We start from the raw sequence: 26232 nt of genomic DNA, 5'->3' as shown, positions 1-26232 counted from the left end.
AGCGCGTAACCGGGCGGCAGCAAGCCCTGGCCCGCTCGTGAGGCGGGTTAGTCGCGGGGCGCCTGTGCCCCCGGCCGCCGGGCCCGGAGCTGCTGCACCCGGGCCGGGTCGCTGAGAAAGCTGCCCTGGGCGTGTTCCAGCACGCCCCAGGCCTGCGCGGGGCTCATGCCGGGGTCCTGGTGCAGCAGGTGCCCCAGCAGCACGCGCTCCACGGCGCGTAACAGGGCTTCAATGCGTTGAGCGGGGGCCCCGGGCTCGCGCAGGGCCAGGTACAGCCGCACGCTGCGGCGCAGTCCGGTTTGCCACACGGGGCAGTGGCGGTCCAGGCGGTCCACCAGCTTGGCGAAGTGAGGGTTCATCGTGGTAGAGGTAGAAAAGGTAGGAAGGGGAAGCAAGCAACACCACAGATTGTTGGTAATCAAGTATAGCGGCGCTTTTCGCTGAATAATGCAACTGCCGCGCTGAACCCAATGGTCGAGCTTTATCGGCCTGATACGGCCGGTTTTTATTTCTGTTTCACCCCCTCTCTGGCCACCTACATCCATTTCGGCCGCCGCACGGTGGAGCAGTGGGCCGAGGAAGGCCGCTTTGACGCCAAAGGTCAAGAAGGCGTGCCTGCCGCCTTACAAATACTCGGGCCGGCTGCGCTTCAAGTGCCCCAAAGGCATCGACGCCACCTCTTCGCGCCTGAGTTGGGAGCTGAGCAGTTCCGCCCGCGACCTTCCCCAAACCGCCTACCAGGTGCCGGTGACCTCAGCCTCCAAAAAACGGAAGGAGCTTTGATGTCAACACTGCTCTTTATAGGGTAAGGAGTACTGCCACCAGGAAAGCGGCGTCCCTGCCGAGCGGCGCGAGTTCCGGCCGCTACTGATGGATGCGTGCGGCGGCGCTTTGATGTGGGCTGTGCTAGAGCCTCGAACGTTTCCGCCGCGGAGGGGGCGCTGCTCGACGTAGGGGGTGGCTGGGAGGAACTTGGTGGATAAGACGTAGGTTGCATTAAAGAGCACTCCGGCTTAACCTGAACAAATTACCGTTTAGATTGCACTTAGATGGCACTCTCGAAAAATGTCTCCACAATCTGCTTTTTGTAAACTTATATGGAGAGTTATAGCGTGTTCAACAAAGAAATCTTAGTTGAACGAACGCTTGTATGAACAACCACTATCGATTGGTGCAGTGTCTAGCTTTTGGGTGTGTCCTACCTTGGACGGCTCTACTACTGAGCCTTTAACAGCCAGAGCAAATGTAAGCTGGGAAGTAAATGGCTGGTTTATAACAAGCGCGGAGCGAATAAATCAGTGGTACCACTGATTTATTCGCTCCGCGCTCGCTCTTATTTTTAAGCTCTCTCATTCACCGACTCCCATGCTACTGCTTAGCCACCGCGTACTGTTGCTAGTCGCTTTCCTGCTCTCATTTGCCAGCAAAAGCCCGGCGCAACCAGTCCGGTTCACCTTGAAAAAGTTTTACGGCGGTGGTCGCCCCGGCCTGCAGGATTCGGCTATGAGAGCGCTGGCCATTCAGTCCCAAGTACTCTCCTCGCAAGAGTTCAAGGATTCGCTACTGGCCTACACCTTTACCTGTGACAATCGCCCGGCGACCAAGTGCGACTGCTGGTACAACGATACCGAGTGTACGACACGCCTCACGGGAGCCGACGTCTACCAAAGCCTGATGAAGCACAAGAAGGTGGGAATGGACCTGGAAATTGTTACCTCTAGGTTTCAAAACGGCAAAGCCAGACTTTCGGGCACCTACGGTACCTCCTGCCCCTGTGAGCCTGCGACTACTACCTTTACCTGGTGGCTGGGCAACGGCAATTTGTCCTTCACTCAGTATTACGCGGCTCATTTAGCCCACGAATACACGCACATCGCGGGCTATTTGCACGGCGACCATTCGACCTCGGATGATGCGGCTTACGTGGTGGGAAACATCGTCGAGCATATCCTGCTTAACCGCAGGAAAGTCGCGTCAGGGATTAAGGGTAACGCACCAAAGTCAACAAAGTGAGGCTTTGAAACTTTCCTATCATTGCAAGCAACAGACTCCGAGCGGGTGCGTTGGCCGGCCGACAACGCGCGCAGGTCCTTCCAGATAAGTTGCACCAACTGGGTCGAATCTTTGCCGATGCTGAATTCCAGTCCCATGGGCAGTCATCGAAACCCTCCCGAAAACGTCCGTATTTTGAAGGATTTTGCCTCCCGCCCAAACGGCCCGGAAACGCAGGTTTTCCGGGCCATTTTTCGATACTGTTTATTGGAGGCCAGCAAAGACCTTTTTCCACCAGTGTTTATCTAGACGGTGTTATGAACTTGTGAGCGAAATTGGCGGGCATGGAAGTTACCCGCCGCGCCTATCCGAGCGACGTCACGGACGACGAATGAAGCTTTTTGCTCCCGTAATTGCTGCTGGTGCGCGAAGACGCGGGCCAGCGCCGGCCGCCACTGCGCGAGCTATTTAACGCTTTGCGCTACGTGGTGCGCATGGGCTGCACCGGGCGCTACCTGCCCCACGATTTGCCGCCCTGGGCCGCGGGTTACCAGCAATGGGCCCGCTGGCGCGACGCCCGCGTCTTTGAAGCGCTGACCGACGACTTGCGCCAGGTGCTGCGCTTGAACCAGGCCCGACCCGCGCCGACCCCCGTGCGGTGATTTTCGATTCGCGCACGCTGCAGAGCACGCCCGAAAGCGGGCACCGGGCCGGCTACGACGGGGCCAAACGGCGCAAGGGCAGCAAGGCGCACGTGGCCGTCGACACCTTGGGCCACCTGCTGGCCGCCGCCGTCACGCCGGCCAACGAACAGGACCGGGCGCAGGTCGGTGCCCTGGCCGAAGAAGTGCCAGTGGCGTCGGGGCAGGGCGTTGCGCTGGCCGATGCCGACCGGGGCCACACGGGCGAAGTCCCCGCCCACGCCGCCGAGCAGCACGACATCGACCCGCGGGGCGTGAAGTTGGGCCGCACCAAGCGCGGCTTTGTGCGGCTGGCCTTCCGTCGGCAACAGCTCCATTAATTGGCCTTCGCGGGGCTCATCTTGGCCAAAGCCGCTGGCCTTCATTTGCTCCCAAGTGCCTAACACCGTCTAGGCAGACAGCGCGGCTATTCATCGTCCTCATCGTAGGAGGTGCCTTCGACCAACCCATCGAGAAATGCCGTGAAGGAAGGAGCAAGAAAATGCACTCCTTCCCCGTACTGACGCGGCGCTAAAGGGTTTACCGTATCGGTTTCATCGTCGTAATCGTCATCCGAAAACGGAGGCACGTAAAATTCGTGCGCGATGTAATGTACGCTGCCGTAGTCCTCCGGGCCAATGCTCAGCACGAACACATCGCCTCCCCCCTCGTTGGCAAATGGGACCAGGTCATCATGAAATTCGCTGCGCAACGAACGAATACTGCTTTCCAACGTGGTTTCACCGTGCTTAACCGCGTCAAAGCTGCTGATGTTACGCTCCACTTGCCGCCCATCCTGCATTTGCTGCACAAACACGGTGCGGGTGGGCCAGCCGCCATTGTGCCGCAAAACATGGGCTTTGTAGTCAGCAGGTAGCGTAAACCCATACGCTGATTCAATAGCCTGGATATCGGCCAAAGTAGCCGGCTGTTCAGTACCGATAAAAGGGTTAGGCGCCATGGTGGTTACACGTAAAGAGGTTGGGCAAAATGCTGGTTGCATTGGTCGCAAGACCCGAAATGCACGAAAGTGTCTTTATGCGCTTGGGTTTTGACTAATTCCATCGTGCATGTGCCATAAGGGGCACAACGCAAGAGGCGGCCCCATCCAAGGCCGCCTCTTCCGTTAATGGGTTCATGCAACTTCAATGGGAACGTATAGAAAAGCCCCAGTCATTGTCGATGGCTATGCCAATACTGGGTAAAACAGTTTATACTTGGCTTGGTGCATCCACCAATCCGTCAAGAAAGGACGTGAACGAAGGGGCCAAGAAATAGACGCCTTCCCCGTATTGACGCGGTGCGGGAAGAGGAGCGTCCACATACTCATCTGTTGCCTCATCATAAATCTCTTCTCCGAATGGGGGGACATACGATTCATGGCTGATGTAGTACACTGCTCCGTAATCCTCCGGTCCAACGGATAGACAAAATTGGTCCCCGCCCGCCTCGTCAGCAAACGGGACCAAGTCCGGATGAATTTGGTCCCGAAGGTCCTCTAACGCGGTTTGCAGTGCGCCACTACCGCCATACTTTATCGAGTAAAATCTATTCACCCGATACGTGCTGGTTTCTCCGGTGGTGCCAGTCGTTACAAACCGGTCGGCCTGCGGGTAGCCCCCATTGACACGCAACATATGGGCGGTGTAATCCACCGGCAGTTCAAAGCCGAACTGTTGCTCAATTTCCGCCACATCGGCCGAAGTAATTTGTTCTTTGGCGCGAACAAAAGAAGGAGTGTTCATAAATCAAGTGTAAAGCTTTTTGCCCACGTGTTTATTGCACTGGTCGCAGGCACCAAAATGCACGAAGGTGCGTCGATGCGCCACTTCGTCAACCAACTCCATTGTACACGTACCCCCAAGGGGGGCGGGTTCGGATTGGGTTTGAAATCGTCTCGATGGTGCCACGTATAGCCCTCCGGTGGCTTGTGATTAGCCAAACCTTGCGCTTTGACTACATTAAGTAATCCCGCTTCTCGGTTCGCCCGCAAAAAATCGCCATCCCGGTTGCCCACCATGTCAATTACCACCACATTCTTGTGAGGCGGCCTTGGTGGGTACATATGAGCAGTGCCAGCAAAAGTAGGCTCGGCGTTTAAGGTTAGCGGAATGCTCGGAAAACCCTTGCGCGTGCCCGTGATGTTGTAGCTTTTCTGCGCATCATAAGGGGTTTAAGTTCATCTCCTACGCCGTGTGGTGGATTCGCCAGAGCATCCTGCAGGCCCTGGCCGAGCAGAGCCGCATCGTGCGCCTGCCCCTGAACCGGGTCGGGTCGCTCAACAAAATCAGCCGCTCGTTCGCCGAACTGGAGCAACAATTCGAGCGCGAGCCCTCGCCCGACGAGATTGCCGAGGTGCTGGAACTGAGCACGGCCGAGGTGGCGGACACGCTGAGGCTCTCGGGCCGCCATGTTTCCATTGATGCGCCCTTTGTGCAGGGCGAGGAAAACGGCTTACTTGACGTCATGGCGAACGAGGACGGCGAGAGCCCCGATGCCGGCTTGCTGCACGACTCCCTGCGCCGGGAGGTCCAGCGGGCCCTCTCGACCCTGACCCTGCGCGAGGCGGACGTCATTACCCTCCATTTCGGGCTGAACGGACACGCGGCGCGGACGCTGGAGGAAATTGGCGAGCAATTCGCCTTGACCCGCGAGCGGGTGCGGCAGATTAAGGAAAAGGCCATTCGTCGCCTCCAGCACACCACCCGCTCGAGAGCGTTAATGCCCTACTTGGGCTAGCGGCTGTGGTCTAACCCAGGTGGGTAAAAGGTTGGTTTAAAAGTCGCTTTCACTTCTTTCCCCAAAGGAAGCGAGTTCACGGCACGACCGTTTTGAACAGCTAGTCGTAATGGATTTTTAGTGCATCTTTGCGTAAATTTAACCAAGTAGTTAAACTGTCTGTACAATGGACCTGCCGAAACGCTCCACCGAAGAACTGATTCTGGATGCCGCGCAAGCCGTGTTTCTGGAAAAGGGCTTGGCCGGGGCCCGGATGCAAGAGATTGCCGACCGCGCCGGCATCAACAAAGCCCTGCTGCACTACTATTTCCGCAGCAAGGAGAAGCTCTCGGCGCTGATTATCGAGCGGGCCATCGGCGTGATTCTGCCGCGTGTGATGGCCGTGCTCGATACCGACGTCGAGCTATTTGACAAAATCCGCCTCGTGGTGGACCACTACCTGACCTTCGTCAGCCGCAACAGCTTCCTGCCCCTGTTCCTCGTGAACGAAATGAACCGCAACCCGCGGTTTTTCTTCCGGGCCGTGGCGGAGCAGGAGCGCCCCCGCCTCGACAAGTTCCGCCGCCAAGTGGAAGAAGCCGCGGCGCAGGGACGCATTCACCCCATCGCCCCCGCGCAACTGTTCATGAACGTCATGTCCCTGGTCATCTTTCCGTTCCTGGGCAAGCCCATCATTCAGGTGGGGTTGGGGCTCAGCGACGAGGACTTCAACCGCGCGATGGAACACCGGCGCACCGAAGTGGCCGAGTTTGTCATCCGGGCCATTCGGGCCTGATGTTTTTTTGCTCATTCATTAACCAAATAGTTAAATCGCATGGATAAGAAAAAGAAAGGGGCCGCCTGCCTGCGTTGGCTGGGTGAGCAGGTGACGCGGGCGAGGCGCAACGAGCCGTGGCACGGCGTGCTGCGGCCGGCCCAATCCGATTGTTCCTCGACCCACGCCACCCCAGTGGGGGGGCAATAATCCCGCTTCAGCCCATGGAATTCGTCATTGTCCTGCTGACCCCCGTCCTGTTCATGCCCCTGATTACGGGCTACATGGCGCACGGAAACGGGCGCTCCTTTTGGCGCTGGTTCGGCGTCGGGTTCGCGCTGCCTTATTTCTCGCTTTTACTCATCACATACGTCGTCCACCGCGACCAGCGGAAGTCCCGGACGGCTCACCCCAATCCGGCCAACGCCAATGTGCCCTGAACGCCTTTCCGGCACCTACTGGCGCGTACATGGGGCGGCTAGCCATCGGCCGGCTCGCCAGCTGCCAGGCCACATAATTCGCTCCGACGCGTTGGCTAACTTCAATACCTTCTTTGAATGAACGCGCGACCCCTAGAGCACGCAATGGGCAAAGGCTTTGCTTACCCTTGCTGCTATCGCTGGCCAGGCATAGGCATTAAATGCTTCGTCGTATTTATGCCATTTGTCGGGCGACGCCCTACTGGTTTTTGCTGCCTTAACAGAAGAAATATACGTCCGACTTCTGTCCACCATTTCTAGACCACCTCACTGCCGCTGCCCACGAATGTGGCACACCCGCGCGGCCAGGCCTGGCCGCGGCCCTTCGCCCTCGTATACGAGTCGTCGGCCACGGATGCGCCGCGCAGCGTCAAGGCCACTAGTGGCTTCCAGGCCAGAGGGGCGGATGAGTTCGTGGGGCCGAACGTGGAAACCACCAACGGCCGGCAGGACTATGTATCTTCTCCAGTACCGGCCCGGGCATGGCCACCCACGACGACATGACGGCGCAGGCCGACTATGCCCCTGGTGAGCACGCAAGGGCGGAGCTAAGCAGCCTGCTGCTTGGCCACGGCCGCCCTCTGCCGCCAGCCCGAGGGCGGGCACCTGAGCGCCAACCAGCCCGTGATGTTCGCTTTCAAAGGCCATACGCACACGCCGGTGCTCAACGGCACTACCTACGCGCGCCATTAATCGAGGGGGAACGGCCCCGGCAGCGTCATCTTCGAACTGCCCGCCACGCCCGGCGCTCGGCTGGAGCTACGCTAACCCCGGAGCAGGTGGCGGTACTGATTGGAGCGGTAGCAAAGGGGCAGCTCAGCTTCTGGGGGTAGGGGCAAGAAGCACGCAGTAAGGGCTGGGGAAGCCTTCTCTGTGGGTACGACCTTATGATATAAAAGAAATTTCTTCGCCTAGCTTTCTTATATATTAAATGTTAAAAGTGCAAAATCGTAAATAAAAAAAGCGGCTTTATAAAATCCTCTCAACTGAGAATTGTCGTAATTAGAGGGCTAAAAGTCGCTGTTTAACTGGTTTTTAGTTCTTTTGTATAAATTATTCCGTTAATTTGTTCTTTCAGTAGGCTAGACATATACGCGTTTGTGTTCAAAGTAAATTCATATTTAATCGTTGTTCAGCAACGCTATTTTAGCTGTGCGTCGGACGCACGATGCCCTTTAAAAATATTTCCATCAGTGATGCTCGTCATTCCTTTTAGCTAATCAATTATGAACGCACTATTACAAACCCCACAGGGGGAAGAGGGTAGTTACCCGCCCTGGCCGGTTTATTGGCTCCTAGCGCTGCTAGGGGCGTTGCTGGCCTTTGGCCCGGCAGCCCAGGCCCAAATAGGCGCTACGCCGGGCGATGACGGCGCAGGTATCATCTCGGCGAATTTTAACACCTACTATCCGGCCACAGCCAAGGCCGGGACTACCAGCATCAGCGCAGGTGCGGCCACTGGCACCGGACTGGCCGTTGGGGCCGACGACCAGCTCTCCACTGGTACCATGACGATTTATAGTAGCGCTAGCCGCGCCGAACTGCTGGAAATGCGTTCGGAGCCCAATGCCACGAATGCTAACTCTTTCTCAATTCTTTTTTAGTCAATTTAAGTATGAACACAATGCTACGATTTTGGGGGGCGGGCGCAGCCAAGCCGCATCAGCCAGCCAACCGGACGAGAGCCATCCTTAACGTTAGCCAGGCGCAGGGCGTACTTGCCGCCAGTTGTTCTGGCCGATTCAGGCTGGCCATCGGTTCCTTGCTGTTGTTGCTGCTGCACAGTGCAGGGATACAAGCGCAAAGCATTACCGGTACCGTGTTTGAGGACGTAAACTACGGCGGCGGCGCTGGCCGCAACCTGGCGGGCAGCGGCGGCGTGGCCCGCCCCGGTGCCACGGTGGAGCTATACAATGCCACCGGCAATTACATAACAAGCACCACCACCAACGCGTCAGGCGTATACAATTTCCCCGGGTTAGCGGCCGGCAACTACACCGTGCGGGTGGTAAACTCGACCGTTACGTCCTCGCGCACGGGGGCGACGGCGGCCCTGATACCGGTGCAGACGTACAACGGCACCACCACCCGCGTGGGCGGCGAAGCCCCTGCCAAAACGGACGTGGGCGCGGCAGCCCCCAGCAACGGCATCGGCACCGGCCCGGCGCTGCTGCGCTTCGAGGGCGGCACGGCAAACGGCGACAATACGGCCTTTGTGGACCTGGTGGAGGTACTCAACAGCGGCGGCAACGTTGTGACCGGTGCCGCTAACAACAGCTTTGAAACACCCGACCTGGGCAACGCGGGAGCAAGCTTCAGCTATGGCCCGACCGGTGTCAGTCCTACCAATGCTTCCTGGACGTTCAATGCCCGCTCAGGCATTGCCGCTACGGGCAGTAATTTCAACGTGCCTGCATCCCCGCTGACCGGGCAAGGTGACCAGGTTGCTTTGCTGCAAACGCTTAGTAATGCTCAGCCGACGCTGGAACAGGGCATCACCTTGCCCGCTGGCACGTACACCATCCGGTTCCGGGCCTCGCAGCGCAACGGTAACAATACCGCCAACCAAACGGTGCGAGTATTGGTGAACGGCATCCAGGTGCTGGCCAGCTTCGCGCCCTCTGCTCCCGTCGCTGGCCTTGGCTTCACGCAGTACACCACCGGTGCCTTCACGATATCCCCCACGCTTGCCAGCCTGGTCACGACCACCGCGGCACCCCAGAGCATCCAGGCCGTGACGGTGACCGGTACGGCCCCTACGACCGCCGACTTTGGCTACAACTTCGATACGGTGGTGAATACCAACAACACGGGCCAGGGCTCGCTGCGGCAGTTTATCGCCAATGCCAACGCCTTGGGCGACGAGAATTTACTGGCGCAGAGCGGCAGCAACAGCGCGGGTGCTTTGGTCGCCGGCAAGGAAACGAGCATCTTCATGATTCCCTCGGGTGCGGCGGTAGCCGGCCAGCGGGCCGGCCTTCCTAGCGGCCTCACCACCAGCACGGCCAATGGTATTACCAGCAACGTGGCGAACATCAACATCACAACGGTGCTGCCGAATATTACGGGCGCTAACACCAGCATCGACGGCACCACCCAGACCTTCAACATTGGCAATACCAACAATGTGCCCCTGGGCACGGGTGGCACGGTAGGCACCAGCAGCACGGCCCTGGCGCAGTTCAATGGCCCCGAAGTGCAGGTGAAAGGCGTAAACAATATCAACGGCATCACCATTGCAGACAATACCAACAATACCAACAATACCAACAATACCACCGTGCGTGGCTTGAGTATCTACGGCTTCAATACGAGCATTTTCGGGGGCGTGAATAGCACGGGCACCCGCATTGAGCAGAACGTCATTGGGGCTTCGGCCGTCAGCTTCACCGACCCCGGCGCGGGTATCCGTACGCAGAACGAGGGAATTAACCTGAATGACTCGGACAACGGCTTTGTCACCAACAACCTCATCGGCTTCAACGGCAGCATGGGCATCTGGGTACTAACCAACGGCAACGGCTCCAACGGCAACAGCATCACGGGCAACGAAATCCGGGGCAATGGCCTGTTGCGCAACGCGGGCAATGGCGAGCGTCTGGTATTCGACGGGATAGAGCTGCAAGGCGCCAGCACGAACAACACCGTATCGGGCAACCTGATTACGGCCAACCTCGGCCACGGCATCGACACGTTCGGCAACACCATTGGCGGCAATACCATTACCGGCAACACCATCAGCAACAACGGCGTGGGCGTGGCCACCAACACGGGCGAAGAAGGCTCGGGCCTGCGCGTGTTTGGCGCCACCAACACCACCACTATCGCCAATAACGTCCTGACCGGCAACAACGGTTCGGGCGTGCTCCTGCTGGGCACGGCCAATAGAGTAACTATTTCCCAGAACGCGATGAGCGGCAATACCCGTTTGGGCATCGACCTGCTTACCACGGGCGAAACCAACCTAGGTAGCACGGCCCCCGGCACCCCTTTCTGGAACGGCAACACGGGCACTACCCCGAACGTGACCCTGAACGACAACGGGGAAGCCGCCACGGGTGGCAATGGCTTGTTGAACTTCCCGGTTATCACCTCGTCAACCCTTGTTGGCACGAACCTGGTCGTGACGGGCTATGCCCGGCCCGGTTCGTTGATTGAATTGTTCCTGGCTACGCCGCTCACCACTGACCCCACGAATACGAACAAAGGCTTCGGGCAGGGCTCTGCTTACCTGGGCAGCTTTACGGAAGGCCTCGCCGGCACTGACACGAACAGCGGCACGGGCAGCTACGGGGTGGGTGGCGCTACCGTGAACGGCCTGAACCAGGGCACGGATAACACCAACCTGTTCACCTTCACGATTCCGCTCACCGGCATCGCGGTGGGCACAGTGCTCACCAGCACGGCTACCCTAGGCAACAGCACCTCGGAGTTTTCGGGCAACGCCCCGGTGAAGTTTGCCCCGGTGCCGGCTTATGTGACCAACCCGGCCATTTCGAGCACCGCCGGCCCGACGACGCTCTCGGCCCTGAGCGCCACCGACGCGGACGGCACCGTGGCCAACTACACCATCACGAGCGTACCGGCGGGCTCGGCGGGCACGCTGTTCTACAACACCAACGCCGATGGCGTCAGCGGCACCTACCAGCTCGTGACGGTTCCGCTGACCCTGACCCCGGCCCAAGCCGGCAGCCTGCGCTTCGACCCCACCGGGGCCTCTGCTGGCAACGTGACCTTCACGTACACGGCCACCGACAACGAGGGCAATACCAGCACCACGGCCACCAACGGCGGCACCCCGGTGCAGGGCCCGGCCGTGTTCACCATTCCGCTGAGCAGCGGCGGCATTTCGGCCAGCAACGACTCGAACACGGTGCCGCTGAACACGGCCAAGACGGGCAACGTGCTGCTTAACGACTACAACCCCGACAACACCGGCCTGGCCGTGGCCCTGGCGGGCACCGCCACGGCGGGGGGCACCACCACCACGTACAGCGGCGGGACGGCGACCACCGCGCACGGCACGGTAACCGTGGACGCCAGCGGGGCCTACACCTACACCCCGAACGCGGGCTACATTGGCTCCGATGCCTTTGCCTACCAGGTGTGCAGCACTTCGGGCACCATCACCTGTGTCACCGCGCTGGTCACGCTGCGGGTGTACGACCCCGGCACGGCCTGTACTTCCGGCACCGGCCCCAACCTGCTGGCCAACGCCGATTTCAACCAGGGCAACACGGGCTTCGTAACCGACTACACCTTCGTGACCAAGCCCAACCCGCTGGTGATGAACGGTAACGGGCTGTACCCGACGTTTAACTACGCCGTGGACGCCAATGCCACCGACTACCACCTGGCCTTCTTCGCCCGGGGCAACAGCAGCGCCACCAACCCCAACGACCAGTTCCTGATGCTGAACGGGGCGCCCAGCGTGGCCCGCATCTACAGCCAGACCGTGGCCGTGCAGCCGAACCGCTACTATACCTTCTCGGCCTTCCTGAACAACCTGTTGGACCCGACCCGCAATACCGGCAAGCCCGAAATCGGCTTCGTCATCAACGGGGAAAGCACCTCGGGCACGCGCCTCATCAACGAATCTCCTGACCGCTGGATAGAGGTTTCCGACATCTGGTATTCGGGCTCGAACACGACGGCCACGTTTGAAATCCGCAACCTGAGCACAATCGCCAGCGGCAACGACTTCGGCATCGACGACGTGTACTTCGGTACCTGCAACCTTGCCCCGATTGCCAACAACGACCTGCGCACCACGCCGCGCAACACAACCATCACCTTCAGCGCCACGGCCAACGACACCGACGGCGACGGCGCGGTGGTGCCCGGCACCTTCCTGTTCGCGAACGGCGCGACGAGCGTCAGCGTCACGGGCGGCACCTTCTCGGTGGACGGCAGCGGCAACGTGACCTTTGCGCCCACCACGGGCTTCACCGGCACGGCCGTGACCACCTACACGGTGAAGGACAACAACCCCTTGGCCGCTACCTCCAACCCCGGCACCATCTCGGTGACGGTGGGCCCGCCGCCGGTTGACCTGGCCACGGCCATCGCCGCCAGCGCCACTACGGTAAACGCCGGCGCGACCGAAACCCTGACCGTCACGGCCAGCAATAACGGCCCGGCGGGCACCGCCACCAACGTGACCCAGACCGTGCAGCTGCCGGCCGGCCTCACCAACGTAGCGTTCGGTACGCCCACGGTGGGCGCGGGTGCCACGCTCGTTGCGGGCAGCACGCCCAGCTACAACAGCACCACCGGCCTGGTGACCTTCCCGGTCATTGCCTCGCAGGCCACCGGCGCCACCGGCAACGTGGCCTACACGGTGAGCTTCAACGCCCCGGCCAACGGCCCCTTCACGGCCACGGCTAACGTGACCAGCGCCGACAACAGCGACACCAACCCGGCCAACAACGCGGCCAGCACGACCATCGCCGTGAACCCGCGCTTCGACTTGGTGACCACCCTCAACGGCCCGAACACGGCCGTGCAGGGCACGCTGGCTACCTACACGGTAACCTCGGCCAACAACGGCCCGAGCATCGCCCCGAACGCGGTGCAGACCGTAACCGGCTTGCCCACCGGCCTCACCCAGGCATTTGTGAGCAACGGCGGCTACTACAACGCCACCGCTGCTACCCAAACCTTGTACTATGTGAACGGCAGCTTCACGACCACCAACCCCGGCGGGGGCGCTGCGGCCTACACCCTGGCCGCGGGCGGCGTGATATTCCCGCCGGTGGCCAGCTTCGCCAGTAGCCAAGCCCTGTCGAACACCATCAGCTTCGTGGCCCCGGCCAGCGGCGCCGCCATCACCCCAGTGGCCACGCTGACTCCGAACACGAACGGCGCCGGTGAAACCCTCGTTGCCAACAACACCGCCGGCCTGAACGGCGTGCCCAACGGGGCCACGACCACCACGGCTCCGGCCAACGCCGACCAGGCCAACCTGAGCGTGGCGACCCTCACGACATCGGCCAGCAGCGTCGCTCCCGGCGCGGCCGTGACGGTGAACGTGACTTTCAAGAACAACGGCCCGAACACCGCCGCCGGTGTGGCGTACCAGCTGAGCCTGACGCCCGGCACGGTCATCACCAGCCCCCTGCCCACCGGGGCGAGCTACAACTCGACCACGGGCATCGTGACTCTCAACGGCATAGCTGCTACCCTGGCTTCGGCGGGCACCCAGAGCTACGCCCTCACCTTCACGGCCCCCGCCGTGGGCCCGGTGCTGGTGGCGGCCAACGTGAGCAGCACCCAGACCACCGACCCCGTGCCGGCCGACAACTTCGCCAGCACGAAGGTGGAAATCCTGCCCTCGGCAAACGTGGGCACGAGCATCGCGGGTCCGGCTTTGGCCCTGGCCGGCCAGTCGGTAAACTACGCCGTGACGACCACCAACAGCGGGGCCGCTTCGGCCCAGAACGTGGTGCAGACCGTGGCCCTGCCCGGCGGCCTGTCAGTAATCACCCTGCAGCTGAACGGCTCGACCGGCACGCTGAGTGCGGGCGTCATCACCTTCACGGGCGGTGCTACCTACAGTGTGCTGACGGGGATGCTGACCCTGCCCACCATCGCTAACGCGGCGGCGGGCAGCACCACCACCAACAGCATTACGTTCGTGGCCCCGTCGGGGGTGGCCAGCTTCTCGGCCACCGCGGCCGTGAGCAGCACCACGCCGGACGCGGTATTGGCAAACAACTCCGCCACGGCCACGACGACCGTCACGCCTTCGGTGGACGTGCGGACGCTGGTAAGCGGCCCGGCCTCGGTGCTGGTGTTCAGCCCGATGACCTTGTCGGTCACCACACTCAACGACGGGCCTAGCGTGGCCGCCACCGTGGTGCCCGCCCTGCAGCTGCCCGCCAACCTGACCAACGTGGTGGTGCCCACCGGCGCCAACTACAACAGCACGTCGGGCCTCGTGACCTTCGCCAGCATCAGCAACCTGGCCAGCGGTGCGGCCGTGACCAACAGCGTGTCGTTCACCATGCCCGATGTGGCCCAGGTAACGGCCCTTGGCACCTCGGCCGTGAGCGGCGGGGCCGTGGACCGCAACGTGGACAACAATCGCGTGAGCTTCACCACGACCTCGGCTACGCCCACCGACCAGGTGGCCGACCTGAGCGCCACTGTCACCAGCTCGGTGGGCCCGACGGGCTCGGTAGCAGCCGGCTCGCCGGTGACCCTCACCCTGACCATTGCCAATGGCCCGACCTCGACTTCGGACGTGGCCGCGAACATCCGCCCCGTGCTGGCCCTGCCGGCCGGGCTGAACGTGACCACCCTGCAGGTGAGCGGCCAGACGGGCAACTACAACAGCGGCACCGGGGTGGTAACCTTCCCCAGCGGCGCGACCTACAACGCGAACACGGGCCAGGTGATTTTCCCCGTCGTGAACACGCTCCTGGCCAGCGACGCCGCCGGCTACGCGGCCCTGACCTACACCGTGACCCTGACGGCCCCCGGCACCGGGCCCTTGGTGGCGACGGGCAGCGTGGCTTCGGCCACCAGCGACCCTGCTCCGGCTAACAATCAGCAGACCCTAAACGTGACCGTGACGTCGGCCGCCGACCTGGTGACCAACATCAGCGGCCCGGCTTCGGCGCCGGCCGCGGGCGGCCAGGTGGCCTACGCCATCACCACGACCAACAACGGCGCGACGCCGGCGGCCAGCGCCACGACCACCGTGGTGCTGCCCATCCCCAGCGGCGCCAGCTACTCGGTGAACGGCGGCGCGGCCCAGACCTACAACGGCACCGGCGTGACCCTGCCGGTGGTGCCCAGCCAGCAGCCCGGTGCCAACGGTGCAGTGACCAACACCATCAGCTTCACCTCCCCGAGCGGCGCGCCGGGTACCACATTCGCGGTGACGGCCACGGCCAGCACGACCACCACGGAGACCAACCCGGCCAACAACGTCTCCAGCGCCACCACCACCCGCGCCAACCAGGTGCCCGTGGCCCAGAACGTCGTGAACAGCCTGCAAGCGCCGGAAGGCAACACGGCCGGCCAACTGCGCATCTCGCCCCTGGCGGCTACCGATGCCGACGGTACAGTGGCTACCTATCAACTCACCGGCAGCCTGCCGGCCAGCAGCCAGGGCGTGCTCTACTACAACAACAACGTCGACGGCACCAGCGGTAGCTTCGTCGCCCTGCCCATCGGCCAGAGCCTGACCCCGGCCCAGGCCAATACCCTGCGCTTCGACCCGGCCACGACCTACGCCGGCAACGTGCTGTTCATCTACACCGCTACTGATAACCTCGGTGCGGTGAGTGCGGCGGCCCTCTACACCATTCCGGTGGCTACGGATGTGCAGTTCGCTTACAAGACAACGCCGGTGAAGGGCGGCAATGCCAACCAGTACCAGAACGGCAACGTGCTGGCCTACGGCATCGACCCCAACGGCGCGGCTTATAACACGGCCGGCCTCATCTACAACCTCGATGGGACCACGGCCATAGGCACGGTAAACAACGGCATCCGCATGGGCAAGATTAGCGTGGCCGACTCGACCTTGCTGGCTGGCAAAGGCATCCGCTACACGTCCAGCACTGGCTTGTTCACGGTAGTGGACCGCACCTTGCTGCCCCGCACCGGCCAGGCTATTCCGGTCAGTGTGACCACAGTCGACTTGTTTGGCGGCATCACTACGCAAACGGTGAGTTTGGTGCTCGGCCAGAACCCGCTGCCGGTGGAGCTTACGGCGTTTACCGCTACCGCCGTGAAAAACGTGGACGCTTCGCTGGCCTGGACTACAGCCTCGGAGAAGAACAATGACCATTTCGAGGTGGAGCGCAGCCTCAACGGCGCGGACTTCGTCAAGATTGGGCAGGTGCAAGGCCAGGGCAGCACAACCAGCCCGACGGCCTACGCCCTACTCGACACCGGCATCGGCCCGAAAGCCAACGGCGTGACCGTTTACTACCGTCTCAAGCAAGTGGACACGGACGGCACGGGCACCTACTCGCCCGTACGCACCGTCAGCTTTATAAAAGGTGTGGCCCTGACGCCGTCCATCGGCGTATACCCGAATCCGGCCACGACGGTCACCCAACTGGACTTGACGCAGGTACCGGCTGGCACCTACCAGGTGAGCGTGCTCGATGCCACGGGCCGTGTGGTGCTGCAAACCAGCCGCGATGCGGGATTCGCACAGGCCCTGGACCTGCGCACCGTCGCCAGTGGTACCTACACGGTGCTGGTGCGTGGGATGAGTAATGGCAAAGCCATAAACCTGACGAAGCGCCTCATCAAAGAGTAAGCTTGCTTGCGGTTCGCCGGTTTAAGCTAGACTGGCGGGGCGGAAAAGTGCCCGGTTGTTTCTAAAGAAACAACCGGGCACTTTGTTTTGGGGCACCCTCGGCCGGGCGCTGCCCCAAAACCACGCGGCGTCGCGCACCTGCGGCAACCAAGTGAAGACGACAAATGTGGCAGTTCGTCACGACGCCACGGCCCAGAGTATTTCCCTGGGCGCCCATTGGTCGGCCATGCCGTGGCTGTAATGCGTGACCACCAGGGCAGGCACTGTGCCCAATGCACGTACAACAACGCCCCCGCCGCTTAAGACCCCTATGAGGGCAGCCTGCAGAAACAGGCGGTATTTCATGTCTTGAATATAAATCCTCCTTGATTTGAAGGGAGCGCGTTTATCGCAGTGCCGTTTGGCTGAACACAGGAACGCTGCCGTTTTTCCGGAAAGCAGAACCCTCTGTCCCGCTGCTACACCTGCTCTGGCCATGACTCCTGCTTTCGTTTGCTCCCTGTTGGCTTGGCTGGCCGGGGCCTGTGCCTGGCACTGGAAATTGCCACCCCTGACGCCCGGCATCATGTGCGCCTGGTGCTGCGCGCCCGGTGCCCGTGCCCCCTGCCCTACAAATGCAGTCTCGAGGAGTTGCACCCGGACAACTCCTGGTACGAGGTGCGGGAAAACGTGCGCCACCGGAAGCCCCGCCGGGAGGCCGTTCCGCTCAAATACGCGACCCCCTTTGTCTCCTTGCCGGAGGGGCGAACGGTCCTGGTCCTCTCGTCTCCGTGGAACCTGGTCCCCGCCGCCCGGGCCACGACCTCGGCCTTCCGGGTCAAAGCCGCCTACCGCGAGCAGGGCAATCCCCGGCAGCAAGCCGCCGCGGTGTACTCCGCCGGGCGCCGGTGTTCGGCGGTCCCACCCCATAATCTCGATTGCTTTTCGATCGTGTAAGTGAACACGACCAGTGTGGCGGGGCCACAACTGGTCAGTGCGTGGCCGTTAGACCAGCAAGGCGTGGACCCGGGCGGCGTGGCGCCGGATGGCGAGCCAGCGCGGGTCGGCCCACAGGGCGTCGTCGGAATCGGGCTCGTCGTAGGCGTCGAGCCGGTGCATGAAGGCCGCGAGCTCGGCCCCGGCGGCGGCGTTCAGGCCGGCCTGGCGCCAGGCTTCCAGTGCCACGAACGCGGGGAAGCGGCACTCCTGATAGAGGTAGCGCAGGGCCTGCAAAAAGGACGGCTCGGCGGCCCCCGCCCCGCCGGCACCAACGGGAAACAGGAGGTCGCACAGGCCGCCAACAGCGCGGCGCAGGTCCTGTTTCCACAGGGCGTACTCGTTTGACATGGTGAAAAACGTTGGGGATTTTGCGAGCCGACTCTACGACCGCCGTGAGTCGCCCGGATTTGGCCGGCCCGGGCAGTTCCGGCCAGCGGGCGAACTTTCCCCCCGAATCACCCGGGCAAGTAGATGAAGGGCGGCTGTTGTTGCTGGACCAGGAGGTTGATGGGGGCCAAGCGGTGGCAGTAGTGCTGCGCGCCTTCCTCCTGCACGCGCCGGTTGGGTTCGTGCAGCTGCTTGGCGAAATAGGCGATGACGTCGACCGTTTGGTGTCGATAAGAGGCGCGCGAATCCCATAAGAGGCGCGCGAATCCCACCGCACGGGGTTGCCCATCACCCGCTGCAGCGCCAAAACGGCGGGCACTCCCGGTTGACTGGCGAGCTGCCGGAGCGGGTACATCCGATTCGTGGGTTTGACCCCGTCGGTGTGGTCGCAAAACCCCAGCCCCTGCGCGGGGCCCGCGCCGCTCGCCGGGGCCAGGTGGGCATTAAAGAGCCGCAAGAGTTGGCGCCACACGGCCTGAAAAACGGTGTTCGTCACCCCTTGGCGTTTGGCCGTGCCCCCCGCCAGCAAGCGCCGGGCGGTCCGTCGGCGGCACCAGCCCACGCGTTCGAGCAGGAGGCGCAGCCGTTCGTTGAGGGGAACGTGCGCGACGGGGCCGGGCTTGCTGATGAAAGCGGAGGCGTGCACTTCCTCGGACACGAGCAGGCCGTACGTGGCGGACAGGGGCGGCCAAAGCGGTGAAGGCCCGCCGACCGGCCTGGGAGGTGAACCGGGCCGATGGCCAAGCCGGCCAAGAAGCAGGGCTGAACCGGGCTGGTCGGCGTTAGCCCCGAATCACCGCTTTCGTACACATGGAGAAACTGCGTAGGCAAGCAAAGCACGCATGTTGGCGCGTCTGCTTCGGGGAACAGAAAAAAGGCGTGCAAAGTAGAAGCGCAACCCAAGCGTGACCAATGACCACAATATTTTCCGTTTAGATATACGCAGCCTCATCATTGTTTTCCCACCTGCCAAGGTATCATGACGGTTTTGGACACAAGAATTGTGTGCTTACTAGCCCATGTTTTTCTATCACTGCTTCTGTGAAAAACATGCCTTTTGCGCCGCCGTGCGCGCTCCTGATTAGCAGCCTCTTGATAGCAAGCTGCTCCCCTACGCCCACGAAGGAGGGGGCGTGCACGGCCCCAAGGCACGAAGTCCACCACTACACACCCAATTGGAGCTATTAAGACACCTTGGACCCCATCCGGCTGGCAATCGACGATTCGCTGGTCGTCGCCCAGATGGGCCCACGCAACATCACGGGCGATGAATGTTGAGTCCTCCAGTTAACCCAATCGGCTGTTGACCACAACTGCCCCACCCTTCTTGGGTCTCTCTTACTACCGATAGATTTCCCTATTTTTACCGATGGCCGGCCCCTTGTTTACCTGGAATGCTACCGGTATAAGGCCGCTTTTTTCCTGGAACGACAGCTGCCAGACTGCTTTGTTGTGCCTGGATGCTGCCACCCTCAACATGCCGTGGCACTGTCCCGAGTCGGGTCATGGCCTCTTTATCCAATTTACTCGCCAAGCCGTATGTCCTTATCTGTTACCGCTTGCCCGTTGTGTTCGAGAAATTGTGGCCTCGAGGTCGACACACAGGAGGGCAGACTTGCAAAAATCCGGGGGGATGAAAAGCATCCCATTAGCCAGGGCTACATCTGCCAGAAGGCGGCCCGGCTCGAATATTACCAAAACCACGACGACCGCCTGCGCTACCCGCTTAAGCGCCAGCCCGATGGCTCGTTCACCCGCATCAGCTGGGACACCGCGCTGCGTGAAATCGCGCAGCAGCTCAACCAAGTAAAAAAGCAGCACGGCGGGCCGGCGTTTGCCTTCGTGGGCGGCGGCGGGCAGGGCAACCACTGGGGCGGCGTGTACAGCAGCCAGATGCTGGCCGCGATGGGCAGCCGGTACATCTATACCGCCCTGGCGCAGGAAAAAACCGGCGATATCTGGGTGAACGGTCGCCTGTTTGGCAGCCAGCTCTGCCACACCACCGAAGACATCGAGCACGCCGACTACGTGCTGTTCATCGGTACCAACCCGTTTCAGGCCCACGGCATCGTGAATGCCCGCGACACGCTGAAAGCCCTGCAAAAAGACCCCGCCCGCACCATGGTCGTCATTGACCCGAAGGTGACGGAAACGGCGAAAATGGCCGACATCCACCTGCAGCTCCGGCCCAGCACCGATGCGTACCTGCTGCTGGCCCTGCTGGCGGTTATCGTGCGCGAAAACCTGTGCGACGAGGAGTTTCTGGCCCACCATTGCACCGGTTCCGAGGCGGTGAAACAGGCGTTGCTGGCCATTGATACGGAAGACTATGCCCAGCGCTGCGACGTGCCGCTGCCCGACATTGAGCGCGTGGCAAGAGGCTTTGCCCAGGCAAAAAAGGCCTGCGTGCGGGTCGATTTGGGGACGCAGCATTCCAAAAACACGACCCTGAACGGCTACCTCGAAAAGCTGCTATACCTGCTGACGGGCAATTTTGGCCGGGCCGGCGGCAACAACCTGCACACGTACCTTATCCCCCTGGCGAGCAATACCGACGAGCGAAAAAAGGGCCTTCGCACGGCCGCGCATCAGATGTTTCCGATTGGCGGGCTGTATCCGCCCAACATCCTGCCCGACGAAATCAATCATGCCGGGGCTGACCGGGTGCGGGCCGTGTGGGTCGACAGCGCCAACCCGGTGCTCACCTACGCCGACACCCAGGCCTACCGCGACGCCTTCGAGAAACTGGAATTGCTGGTGGTGGTCGACATCGCCATGACCGAAACGGCCCGGCTGGCGCATTACGTGCTGCCGGCGGCCTCGCAGTTCGAAAAAGTCGAAGCCTCCGGCTTCAATCTGGAGTTTCCTGCCAATTTCTTTCACCTGCGCCACCCGCTGTTTCCGCCCCTGGAGGAGGCGCTGCCCGAGCCGGAAATCTATACCCGGCTACTGGAAAAAATGGGCCTGCTGCCCACCACCTTCCCGGTGCTGAGTCTATTGGCGCGGGTTGAGCCCCGGGCCACGGCCCGCCTGGGCTATTTGCTGGCCTTGCAACTGTTGTTTAAACGCAAGCCGTTCTTGCAAAAATTGGCCAGTTCCGTGCTGTACCGCACCCTGGGCAAAACCCTGCCGCCGTCGCTGGCCGCCGCCGCGCCGCTGCTGGGCCTGGCCGTGGGCTACGCCACGCGCTACTACCACGCCGTGAAAAAAGCCGGCCTCGAGGGCAGCCGCCGCACGCTGGGCAATGCCCTGTTTGAGGCGATTTTGGCGAGTCCATCGGGCCGGATTATCAGCCGGCACGACTACGCCGACGTGTGGTCGCTCCTCAAAAACCCCGACCGGAAGATTCACCTGGAAATCCCGGAAATGGTGGTGGCCATGCAGGCGCTGAAGCAAGCGGAAGTAGCCAGCGACGATTTCCCGTTCGTGCTCATGGCCGGCGAGCGGCGCAGCTACAATGCCAACCAGATTTACCGCAACCCGGCCTGGCGCAAAACCGACCCCAAGGGCAGCCTGCGCATGCACCCCGACGATGCCCTGGAGCTGGACCTCGCGCCCGGCGCGGAAGTGGTGTGCGAGTCGGCCCGTGGCAGCATCCAGGTGTTCGTGGAGGTCGACACTACCGTACGCCGGAAAATGGTGACGCTGCCCAATGGCTACGGCCTGCGCTACCAGGGCGGCCCGCCAGCCGGCCCGGAGCTCAACATGCTGACGGACAGTGAAAATTGCGAGCCTTTCACCAAAACGCCCTACCACAAATACGTACCGGTGAAGATTCGCAAGGTGGCGGGGGCCGCCGCCTCGTAGCCCCCTGCGCTACCCGGAGGCTTGTTACCCAAAGTCAGTTTTTTCGCCCTTATCAGCCGGCACGTACCCACCAACTGACAAGAGCATTTTTAAATTGCGCCAGCGCGGCCAAGGCGCGTGAAAAATCAGTTCAGCCGTGGGCGTGGAGAATGCTGCTTTTCAGGACTTAAAATCGGCCGTTCTGTTTGCAGTAAAGCGAGTGGTTTTACCTGTCGCGAGCCGTAAGTGGCCGTAGGTACGCCGGACAGGCGCGCCCGCGTCGGACAAGTACTTTCGCTCTTGGCGCAGCACTTCGAACGGTTTGTGCATCTTTGCCTACCCCCCGTTTCGCATCACCCGGTCATGCCGCTGCAAAAAACCACCAAGCGCGACTTAGTGCGCACCTGCATCCGCGTGTTTCGCCAGCAGGGCTACTACCGCACCACCATGGCCGACCTGGCCCACGCCAGCGGCCTCACCAAGGGCGTGTTCTACCACCATTTCGCCAGCAAAGAGGAAATCATGCAGGCCGTGCTAGCGGAATCCAGCGCCTTCTTTGCCGAAAAGGTTTTTAAAGTAGCCTACGCCCCCGATTTAACTGCCGCGCAACGGCTGGAGGCGATGGTGGCGGCCGCGCTGAAAGCGTTCAGTTCTGAGCAGGGCGGCTGCATCTTCGCCAATACGGTCCTGGAGACGGCGCACGTGGAAGACACTTTTCTCGACCAGATAAAGGTTTTTTTCGCAGACTGGCAGCACGCGCTGCAAACCATTTTCGGGAGCCGGCACGCCGCGGCCACGGCCGAAAAGCTGGCCATTCGGGTAGTGGCCGATGTGGAAGGCTCGCTGTTGCTGATGCAACTGTATAAGAATTCAGCCTACCTGACGGCGGCCTTCGAGCGCGCCAAAGCATTGCTGTAACTTTTTTGACGGTTTTACATACCAATCGTTTAGTATGCATTAAAACGGCCGTAGCTTTCGGCCTTCCCCAGCAGGCCGGGCGGTTAGCCGCTTTGCTGCTGACCATTTCTCTTTTTCAACGCTATGGCACCCGTTCCTGCGCTCGCGCCCGAAGTGCATACCATTCCGGCCCTCGACGGCCTGCCGCTGGGGGGCCTGCTTTTTCTGCCGCCCGCCGGGCAGACGCCGCGCGCCGCCGTGCAGCTCAACCCGGCCACCGGAGCCAACCGGCGCTACTACGAGCCCTTCGCCCGCTACCTGGCCGAGGCCGGTTTCGCCGTGTGCCTGTGGGATTACCGCGGGGCGCAGCACTCGCGGCCCGTGCCGCTGGCCAAAGCCGCCTACCGTTTCGCCGACTATGGCACCCTGGACATGCCGGCCGTGCTCGACTGGCTGGAAGCCCGCTTTCCGGGCCTTCCGCTGCTGGTGCTGGGCCACAGCGTGGGCGGGCAGCAGGTGGGCCTGATGCCCAACGTGCACAAGCTGGCCGGGCTGGTGGCCGTCGCGACCTCGGTGGGGTACTGGAACTACATGCCGCTGGGCTACCGCCTCAAGACCCACTTCTTTTTCCACCTCTTCAGCCCGGTAAGCCACGCGTTGTTGGGCTACAACGCGGCCGGCCGCTGGGGCCTCATGGAAGACCTGCCTCGCGGAGTGGTCGAGGACTGGCGGCGCTGGTGCAGCGTGCCCGACTATTACTTCGACCCGCGCTTTACCCCCGACCTGCCCCCGCACCACTACCAGGACCTGCGGTTTCCGGTGAGCGTGTACTGGGCCACCGACGACCCCGTCGCCAACGCCCGCTCGGTGCCTCAGTTCTGGAAACATGTGCGCAGCAGCGCCGGCATCGACATGCACCGCCTCGTGCCCGCCGATTTGGGCGTGCCGGGCATCGGGCACTTCGGCTTTTTCCGCCGCGGGCTGCGGCCCACGCTCTGGCCCCGCCTGCTGGCCGACCTGATGCGCATGGCGGGCCCGCCGTAGGGGGCAAGGGGCCGCCCGCCAAATGGAAAGAAACGGAACATACCTTAGCCAGGAAGCACGCCGGAAACGAAGGTAATCCAGCAGCGATTGATTCGAAAAGTTGTTTATTGCCGTTGCTTAAACGATTTTGCTGTAATGCCAGCAGTCGTTATCTGAAGCACTGTATTCCCAGCTCCTTTGCTCCGCTATGACACACCGCGTTGCTCTTTTGGGCTTGTTCGTCGTTGTTGGCGGGGCCGCCTTGGCCTTACCCGGTCGTGATTATCACCCCACCTGGTACGTGGGCGCCATGAGCAACTGGAACGCCCGCGAAATGCCCCTAAATTGCTCGCTCCTCGGCGATGGCGCCTACGAAGCCGTCATTTTCCGCGACGGCGTGAATGCCGACCGCGACGCCACTGGCTACAAACGCGAAGTGGTGAAAGTGTCGGTCAAGGCCCAGCTGAAGCTCAACCTGGGCCCCGGCGGCGGCTGGGCCGGCCGCATTTATCCCGTCAAGTAATTCCCACCTCTCACACTCTGCTGCCCATGAAAAGACGCCATTTTTTACAGTTGATGGGCGTGAGCCTGGCGGGCTTGCTGCTGCCGGGGGCCAGCGAAGGGGCGCCTCGTCGCCCCGCAGTGCAGCTGCCCGAGTCAGTGTTTGTGCAGTTGGCCGACGGCGTGCACGCCCTCACCTCTGCGGATAAGAAAACGTGGACGTATCAGGACATCACCGTTGGCCTGAGCTACCAGCAGAACGCGCTGGAAGTGGCGGTGCAGTCGCCCACGCAGGCCCTGCGGGAAGTACAGCTGCGGTGGCCGTACGCCACCACCGCGGCGGCCACGGTGTGCGGCGACCAGTGGGAACGCACCTACGGGAACGTGGCTTTTGAGCAGCCCAAAGCAGAACGCCGTTTGCCCTGGTATTTCGTGCAGCACGATGGCCAGGCCACGACCTGCTTCGGGGTGAAAACGGGCGGCGCGGCGTTTTGCAGCTGGCAGGTGGGCGGCGGCACCATGCAGCTGAACCTGGACACCAGCAGCGCTGGCGTGGGCGTGCAGCTGGGCGGGCGCACGCTGGCCGCGGCCAGCATCGTGACGACGCAGAACGAGCGGAAGGAAAATGCCTTCGCCACGGCCCGTCGCTTTTGTGGCTTGATGTGCGAGCACCCGCGCTTGCCCAAGCAGCCCGTGTACGGCATCAACGACTGGTACTTTGCCTATGGCCGCAACTCCAGCGACCTGATTATGCAGCACACCGCGCTGCTCGCCGACCTGGCCCCGGCCGGCGACAACCGGCCGTTTTCGGTGGTCGATGCCGGCTGGGCGGCGTTCTCGCCGCTGCTGCCCAACGACTGCTGCTGGCAGGACGACTTCACGCGGCCCAACGAGAAATTCGGCGACATGAGCACGCTCGCCGGCCGCATTCGCCAGAAGGGCATGCGGCCGGGCCTCTGGACGCGCCCGCTGTGCGCGCCCCACACCGCCAAAGCCACCCTGCTGCTGCCCAGCATTCCCGGACGCAACGAACCCAAAAAGCCCGTGCTGGACCCCTCCATCCCGGAAAACCGCGCCCGCATTCAAACTGTCATCCGCGCCCACGCGCAGTGGGGCTACGACCTGGTGAAGCACGACTTCACGACGTATGACCTGCTGGGGCGCTGGGGCTTTGAGATGACCGACGGCCTCACGGCGCCCGGCTGGCGCTTTTACGACATCAGCCGCACCACCGCCGAAATCATGCTCGACCTGTACCGCGCCATTCGGGAAGCGGCCGGCCCGATGTATTTGATTGGCTGTAATACCGTCAGCCACCTGTCGGCGGGCTTGTTTGAGCTGAACCGCATTGGCGACGACACCAGCGGCGAAGAATGGGACCGCACCCGCAAAATGGGCGTGAACACCATGGGCTTCCGCCTGGTGCAGCACAACGCCTTCTACTCCGCCGATGGCGACTGCGTGGGCCTTACGCCAAAGGTGCCTTGGCCGAAAAACGAGCAGTGGATGCGCCTGCTGGCCGAAAGCGGCGCGCCGCTCTTCATCTCGGCGCAACCCGAAGCCGTGGGCGAAGCCCAGCGGAAGGCCATCAAGCAGAGCTTCGCGGCCGCCGCCCGGGTGCAGCCCGTAGCCGAACCCCTGGACTGGCTGACCAACCCGTGGCCCACCAAGTGGCGCCTCAACGGCGTGCCCACCGCCTTCGATTGGGCGTAGCTCGTGGCCCTGCCGCAAGCC

General features: G+C 62.0%; 23 protein-coding genes and 1 pseudogene. 19 read left to right on the top strand and 5 right to left on the bottom strand.

What is annotated here, in order from left to right; all coding sequences use genetic code 11:
* Positions 1-47 precede the first annotated feature (47 nt).
* Complete coding sequence (locus VF629_RS03795) at positions 48-359, bottom strand: hypothetical protein (protein ID WP_331057122.1); 312 nt, start codon at positions 357-359, stop codon at positions 48-50.
* A 111-nt stretch (positions 360-470) separates the two neighbouring features.
* Here VF629_RS03795 and VF629_RS03790 point away from each other — a divergent pair, with 111 nt between their 5' ends.
* From VF629_RS03790 to VF629_RS25755, 4 genes are all read left to right on the top strand, one after another.
* On the top strand, positions 471-809 hold the full coding sequence (locus VF629_RS03790) for a hypothetical protein (RefSeq protein ID WP_331057121.1): 339 nt from the start codon (positions 471-473) through the stop codon (positions 807-809).
* Between the two features lie 556 nt (positions 810-1365).
* Complete coding sequence (locus VF629_RS03785) at positions 1366-2013, top strand: hypothetical protein (protein WP_331057120.1); 648 nt, start codon at positions 1366-1368, stop codon at positions 2011-2013.
* A gap of 401 nt (positions 2014-2414) precedes the next feature.
* Positions 2415-2654: a transposase gene (locus tag VF629_RS25760; RefSeq protein WP_414653846.1), complete on the top strand. Its 240-nt coding sequence runs from the start codon at positions 2415-2417 to the stop codon at positions 2652-2654.
* Positions 2651-3013 carry a transposase gene (locus VF629_RS25755; protein WP_414653845.1) on the top strand — a complete coding sequence of 121 codons (363 nt, stop codon included), beginning with the start codon at positions 2651-2653 and terminating at the stop codon, positions 3011-3013. The genes VF629_RS25760 and VF629_RS25755 overlap by 4 nt, the downstream gene beginning before the upstream one ends.
* A gap of 86 nt (positions 3014-3099) precedes the next feature.
* Here the strand turns inward: VF629_RS25755 and VF629_RS03775 are convergent, their stop codons facing one another.
* Both VF629_RS03775 and VF629_RS03770 read right to left on the bottom strand, forming a co-directional pair.
* The gene (locus VF629_RS03775; protein ID WP_331057119.1) at positions 3100-3633 is read right to left on the bottom strand and encodes an SMI1/KNR4 family protein; all 534 of its coding nucleotides are present in this window, start codon (positions 3631-3633) and stop codon (positions 3100-3102) included.
* A gap of 250 nt (positions 3634-3883) precedes the next feature.
* The gene (locus tag VF629_RS03770) at positions 3884-4417 is read right to left on the bottom strand and encodes an SMI1/KNR4 family protein (RefSeq protein WP_331057118.1); all 534 of its coding nucleotides are present in this window, start codon (positions 4415-4417) and stop codon (positions 3884-3886) included.
* 421 nt (positions 4418-4838) lie between these two features.
* Between VF629_RS03770 and VF629_RS03765 the strand changes: the two are divergent.
* The 10 genes and pseudogenes from VF629_RS03765 to VF629_RS03720 form a co-directional block, all read left to right on the top strand.
* A pseudogene (locus tag VF629_RS03765) lies at positions 4839-5411 on the top strand (sigma-70 family RNA polymerase sigma factor); the annotation flags it as partial.
* Positions 5412-5577: 166 nt separating this feature from the next.
* Positions 5578-6186: a TetR/AcrR family transcriptional regulator gene (locus VF629_RS03760; RefSeq protein WP_331057117.1), complete on the top strand. Its 609-nt coding sequence runs from the start codon at positions 5578-5580 to the stop codon at positions 6184-6186.
* A 39-nt stretch (positions 6187-6225) separates the two neighbouring features.
* On the top strand, positions 6226-6375 hold the full coding sequence (locus VF629_RS03755) for a hypothetical protein (protein WP_331057116.1): 150 nt from the start codon (positions 6226-6228) through the stop codon (positions 6373-6375).
* A 14-nt stretch (positions 6376-6389) separates the two neighbouring features.
* Positions 6390-6605 (top strand): hypothetical protein, encoded by a 216-nt coding sequence (locus VF629_RS03750; RefSeq protein WP_331057115.1) that lies wholly within the window; start codon positions 6390-6392, stop codon positions 6603-6605.
* Between the two features lie 327 nt (positions 6606-6932).
* Positions 6933-7148, top strand: a complete 216-nt coding sequence (locus tag VF629_RS03745) for a hypothetical protein (protein ID WP_331057114.1) — start codon at positions 6933-6935, stop codon at positions 7146-7148.
* Between the two features lie 60 nt (positions 7149-7208).
* Positions 7209-7337 (top strand): hypothetical protein, encoded by a 129-nt coding sequence (locus VF629_RS03740; RefSeq protein ID WP_331057113.1) that lies wholly within the window; start codon positions 7209-7211, stop codon positions 7335-7337.
* 533 nt (positions 7338-7870) lie between these two features.
* Positions 7871-8248 (top strand): hypothetical protein, encoded by a 378-nt coding sequence (locus VF629_RS03735; protein ID WP_331057112.1) that lies wholly within the window; start codon positions 7871-7873, stop codon positions 8246-8248.
* A 167-nt stretch (positions 8249-8415) separates the two neighbouring features.
* Positions 8416-16926 carry an Ig-like domain-containing protein gene (locus tag VF629_RS03730; RefSeq protein WP_331057111.1) on the top strand — a complete coding sequence of 2837 codons (8511 nt, stop codon included), beginning with the start codon at positions 8416-8418 and terminating at the stop codon, positions 16924-16926.
* An 82-nt stretch (positions 16927-17008) separates the two neighbouring features.
* Complete coding sequence (locus tag VF629_RS03725) at positions 17009-17167, top strand: hypothetical protein (protein WP_331057110.1); 159 nt, start codon at positions 17009-17011, stop codon at positions 17165-17167.
* A gap of 251 nt (positions 17168-17418) precedes the next feature.
* The gene (locus tag VF629_RS03720) at positions 17419-17862 is read left to right on the top strand and encodes a hypothetical protein (protein WP_331057109.1); all 444 of its coding nucleotides are present in this window, start codon (positions 17419-17421) and stop codon (positions 17860-17862) included.
* 48 nt (positions 17863-17910) lie between these two features.
* On the opposite strand, the gene VF629_RS03715 is transcribed toward VF629_RS03720, so the two are convergent.
* A complete protein-coding gene (locus tag VF629_RS03715; protein ID WP_331057108.1) occupies positions 17911-18252 on the bottom strand; it encodes a hypothetical protein in 342 nt (113 codons plus the stop codon).
* Positions 18253-18359: 107 nt separating this feature from the next.
* The gene (locus VF629_RS03710) at positions 18360-18563 is read right to left on the bottom strand and encodes a hypothetical protein (RefSeq protein WP_331057107.1); all 204 of its coding nucleotides are present in this window, start codon (positions 18561-18563) and stop codon (positions 18360-18362) included.
* A 1267-nt stretch (positions 18564-19830) separates the two neighbouring features.
* Here VF629_RS03710 and VF629_RS03705 point away from each other — a divergent pair.
* From VF629_RS03705 to VF629_RS03685, 5 genes are all read left to right on the top strand, one after another.
* Positions 19831-22098, top strand: a complete 2268-nt coding sequence (locus VF629_RS03705; RefSeq protein WP_331057106.1) for a molybdopterin-dependent oxidoreductase — start codon at positions 19831-19833, stop codon at positions 22096-22098.
* A 342-nt stretch (positions 22099-22440) separates the two neighbouring features.
* A complete protein-coding gene (locus VF629_RS03700; protein WP_331057105.1) occupies positions 22441-22995 on the top strand; it encodes a TetR/AcrR family transcriptional regulator in 555 nt (184 codons plus the stop codon).
* A gap of 123 nt (positions 22996-23118) precedes the next feature.
* Complete coding sequence (locus VF629_RS03695) at positions 23119-24018, top strand: alpha/beta fold hydrolase (protein WP_331057104.1); 900 nt, start codon at positions 23119-23121, stop codon at positions 24016-24018.
* A 187-nt stretch (positions 24019-24205) separates the two neighbouring features.
* Positions 24206-24520, top strand: coding sequence for a glycoside hydrolase family 97 C-terminal domain-containing protein (locus tag VF629_RS03690; RefSeq protein ID WP_331057103.1), 315 nt, complete (start codon positions 24206-24208; stop codon positions 24518-24520).
* A 26-nt stretch (positions 24521-24546) separates the two neighbouring features.
* Entirely contained in the window at positions 24547-26211 is a 1665-nt protein-coding gene (locus VF629_RS03685) for a hypothetical protein (RefSeq protein WP_331057102.1), read from the top strand.
* The last annotated feature ends 21 nt before the right edge of the window (positions 26212-26232 follow it).

It is taken from the genome of Hymenobacter sp. (assembly GCF_036388155.1).
GTDB lineage: Bacteria > Bacteroidota > Bacteroidia > Cytophagales > Hymenobacteraceae > Hymenobacter.
The sequence above is the reverse complement of the archived record's forward strand: the minus strand, read 5'-3'. Positions and strand labels throughout refer to the sequence as shown.

Bases quoted from the DNA above. Each gene is read 5' to 3' on its own strand.
- VF629_RS03795 (WP_331057122.1), bottom strand. From the start codon at position 359: ATGAACCCTCACTTCGCCAAGCTGGTGGACCGCCTGGACCGCCACTGC.
- VF629_RS03790 (WP_331057121.1), top strand. From the start codon at position 471: ATGGTCGAGCTTTATCGGCCTGATACGGCCGGTTTTTATTTCTGTTTC.
- VF629_RS03785 (WP_331057120.1), top strand. From the start codon at position 1,366: ATGCTACTGCTTAGCCACCGCGTACTGTTGCTAGTCGCTTTCCTGCTC.
- VF629_RS03775 (WP_331057119.1), bottom strand. From the start codon at position 3,633: ATGGCGCCTAACCCTTTTATCGGTACTGAACAGCCGGCTACTTTGGCC.
- VF629_RS03770 (WP_331057118.1), bottom strand. From the start codon at position 4,417: ATGAACACTCCTTCTTTTGTTCGCGCCAAAGAACAAATTACTTCGGCC.
- VF629_RS03760 (WP_331057117.1), top strand. From the start codon at position 5,578: ATGGACCTGCCGAAACGCTCCACCGAAGAACTGATTCTGGATGCCGCG.
- VF629_RS03755 (WP_331057116.1), top strand. From the start codon at position 6,226: ATGGATAAGAAAAAGAAAGGGGCCGCCTGCCTGCGTTGGCTGGGTGAG.
- VF629_RS03750 (WP_331057115.1), top strand. From the start codon at position 6,390: ATGGAATTCGTCATTGTCCTGCTGACCCCCGTCCTGTTCATGCCCCTG.
- VF629_RS03735 (WP_331057112.1), top strand. From the start codon at position 7,871: ATGAACGCACTATTACAAACCCCACAGGGGGAAGAGGGTAGTTACCCG.
- VF629_RS03715 (WP_331057108.1), bottom strand. From the start codon at position 18,252: ATGTCAAACGAGTACGCCCTGTGGAAACAGGACCTGCGCCGCGCTGTT.
- VF629_RS03705 (WP_331057106.1), top strand. From the start codon at position 19,831: ATGTCCTTATCTGTTACCGCTTGCCCGTTGTGTTCGAGAAATTGTGGC.
- VF629_RS03700 (WP_331057105.1), top strand. From the start codon at position 22,441: ATGCCGCTGCAAAAAACCACCAAGCGCGACTTAGTGCGCACCTGCATC.
- VF629_RS03695 (WP_331057104.1), top strand. From the start codon at position 23,119: ATGGCACCCGTTCCTGCGCTCGCGCCCGAAGTGCATACCATTCCGGCC.
- VF629_RS03690 (WP_331057103.1), top strand. From the start codon at position 24,206: ATGACACACCGCGTTGCTCTTTTGGGCTTGTTCGTCGTTGTTGGCGGG.
- VF629_RS03685 (WP_331057102.1), top strand. From the start codon at position 24,547: ATGAAAAGACGCCATTTTTTACAGTTGATGGGCGTGAGCCTGGCGGGC.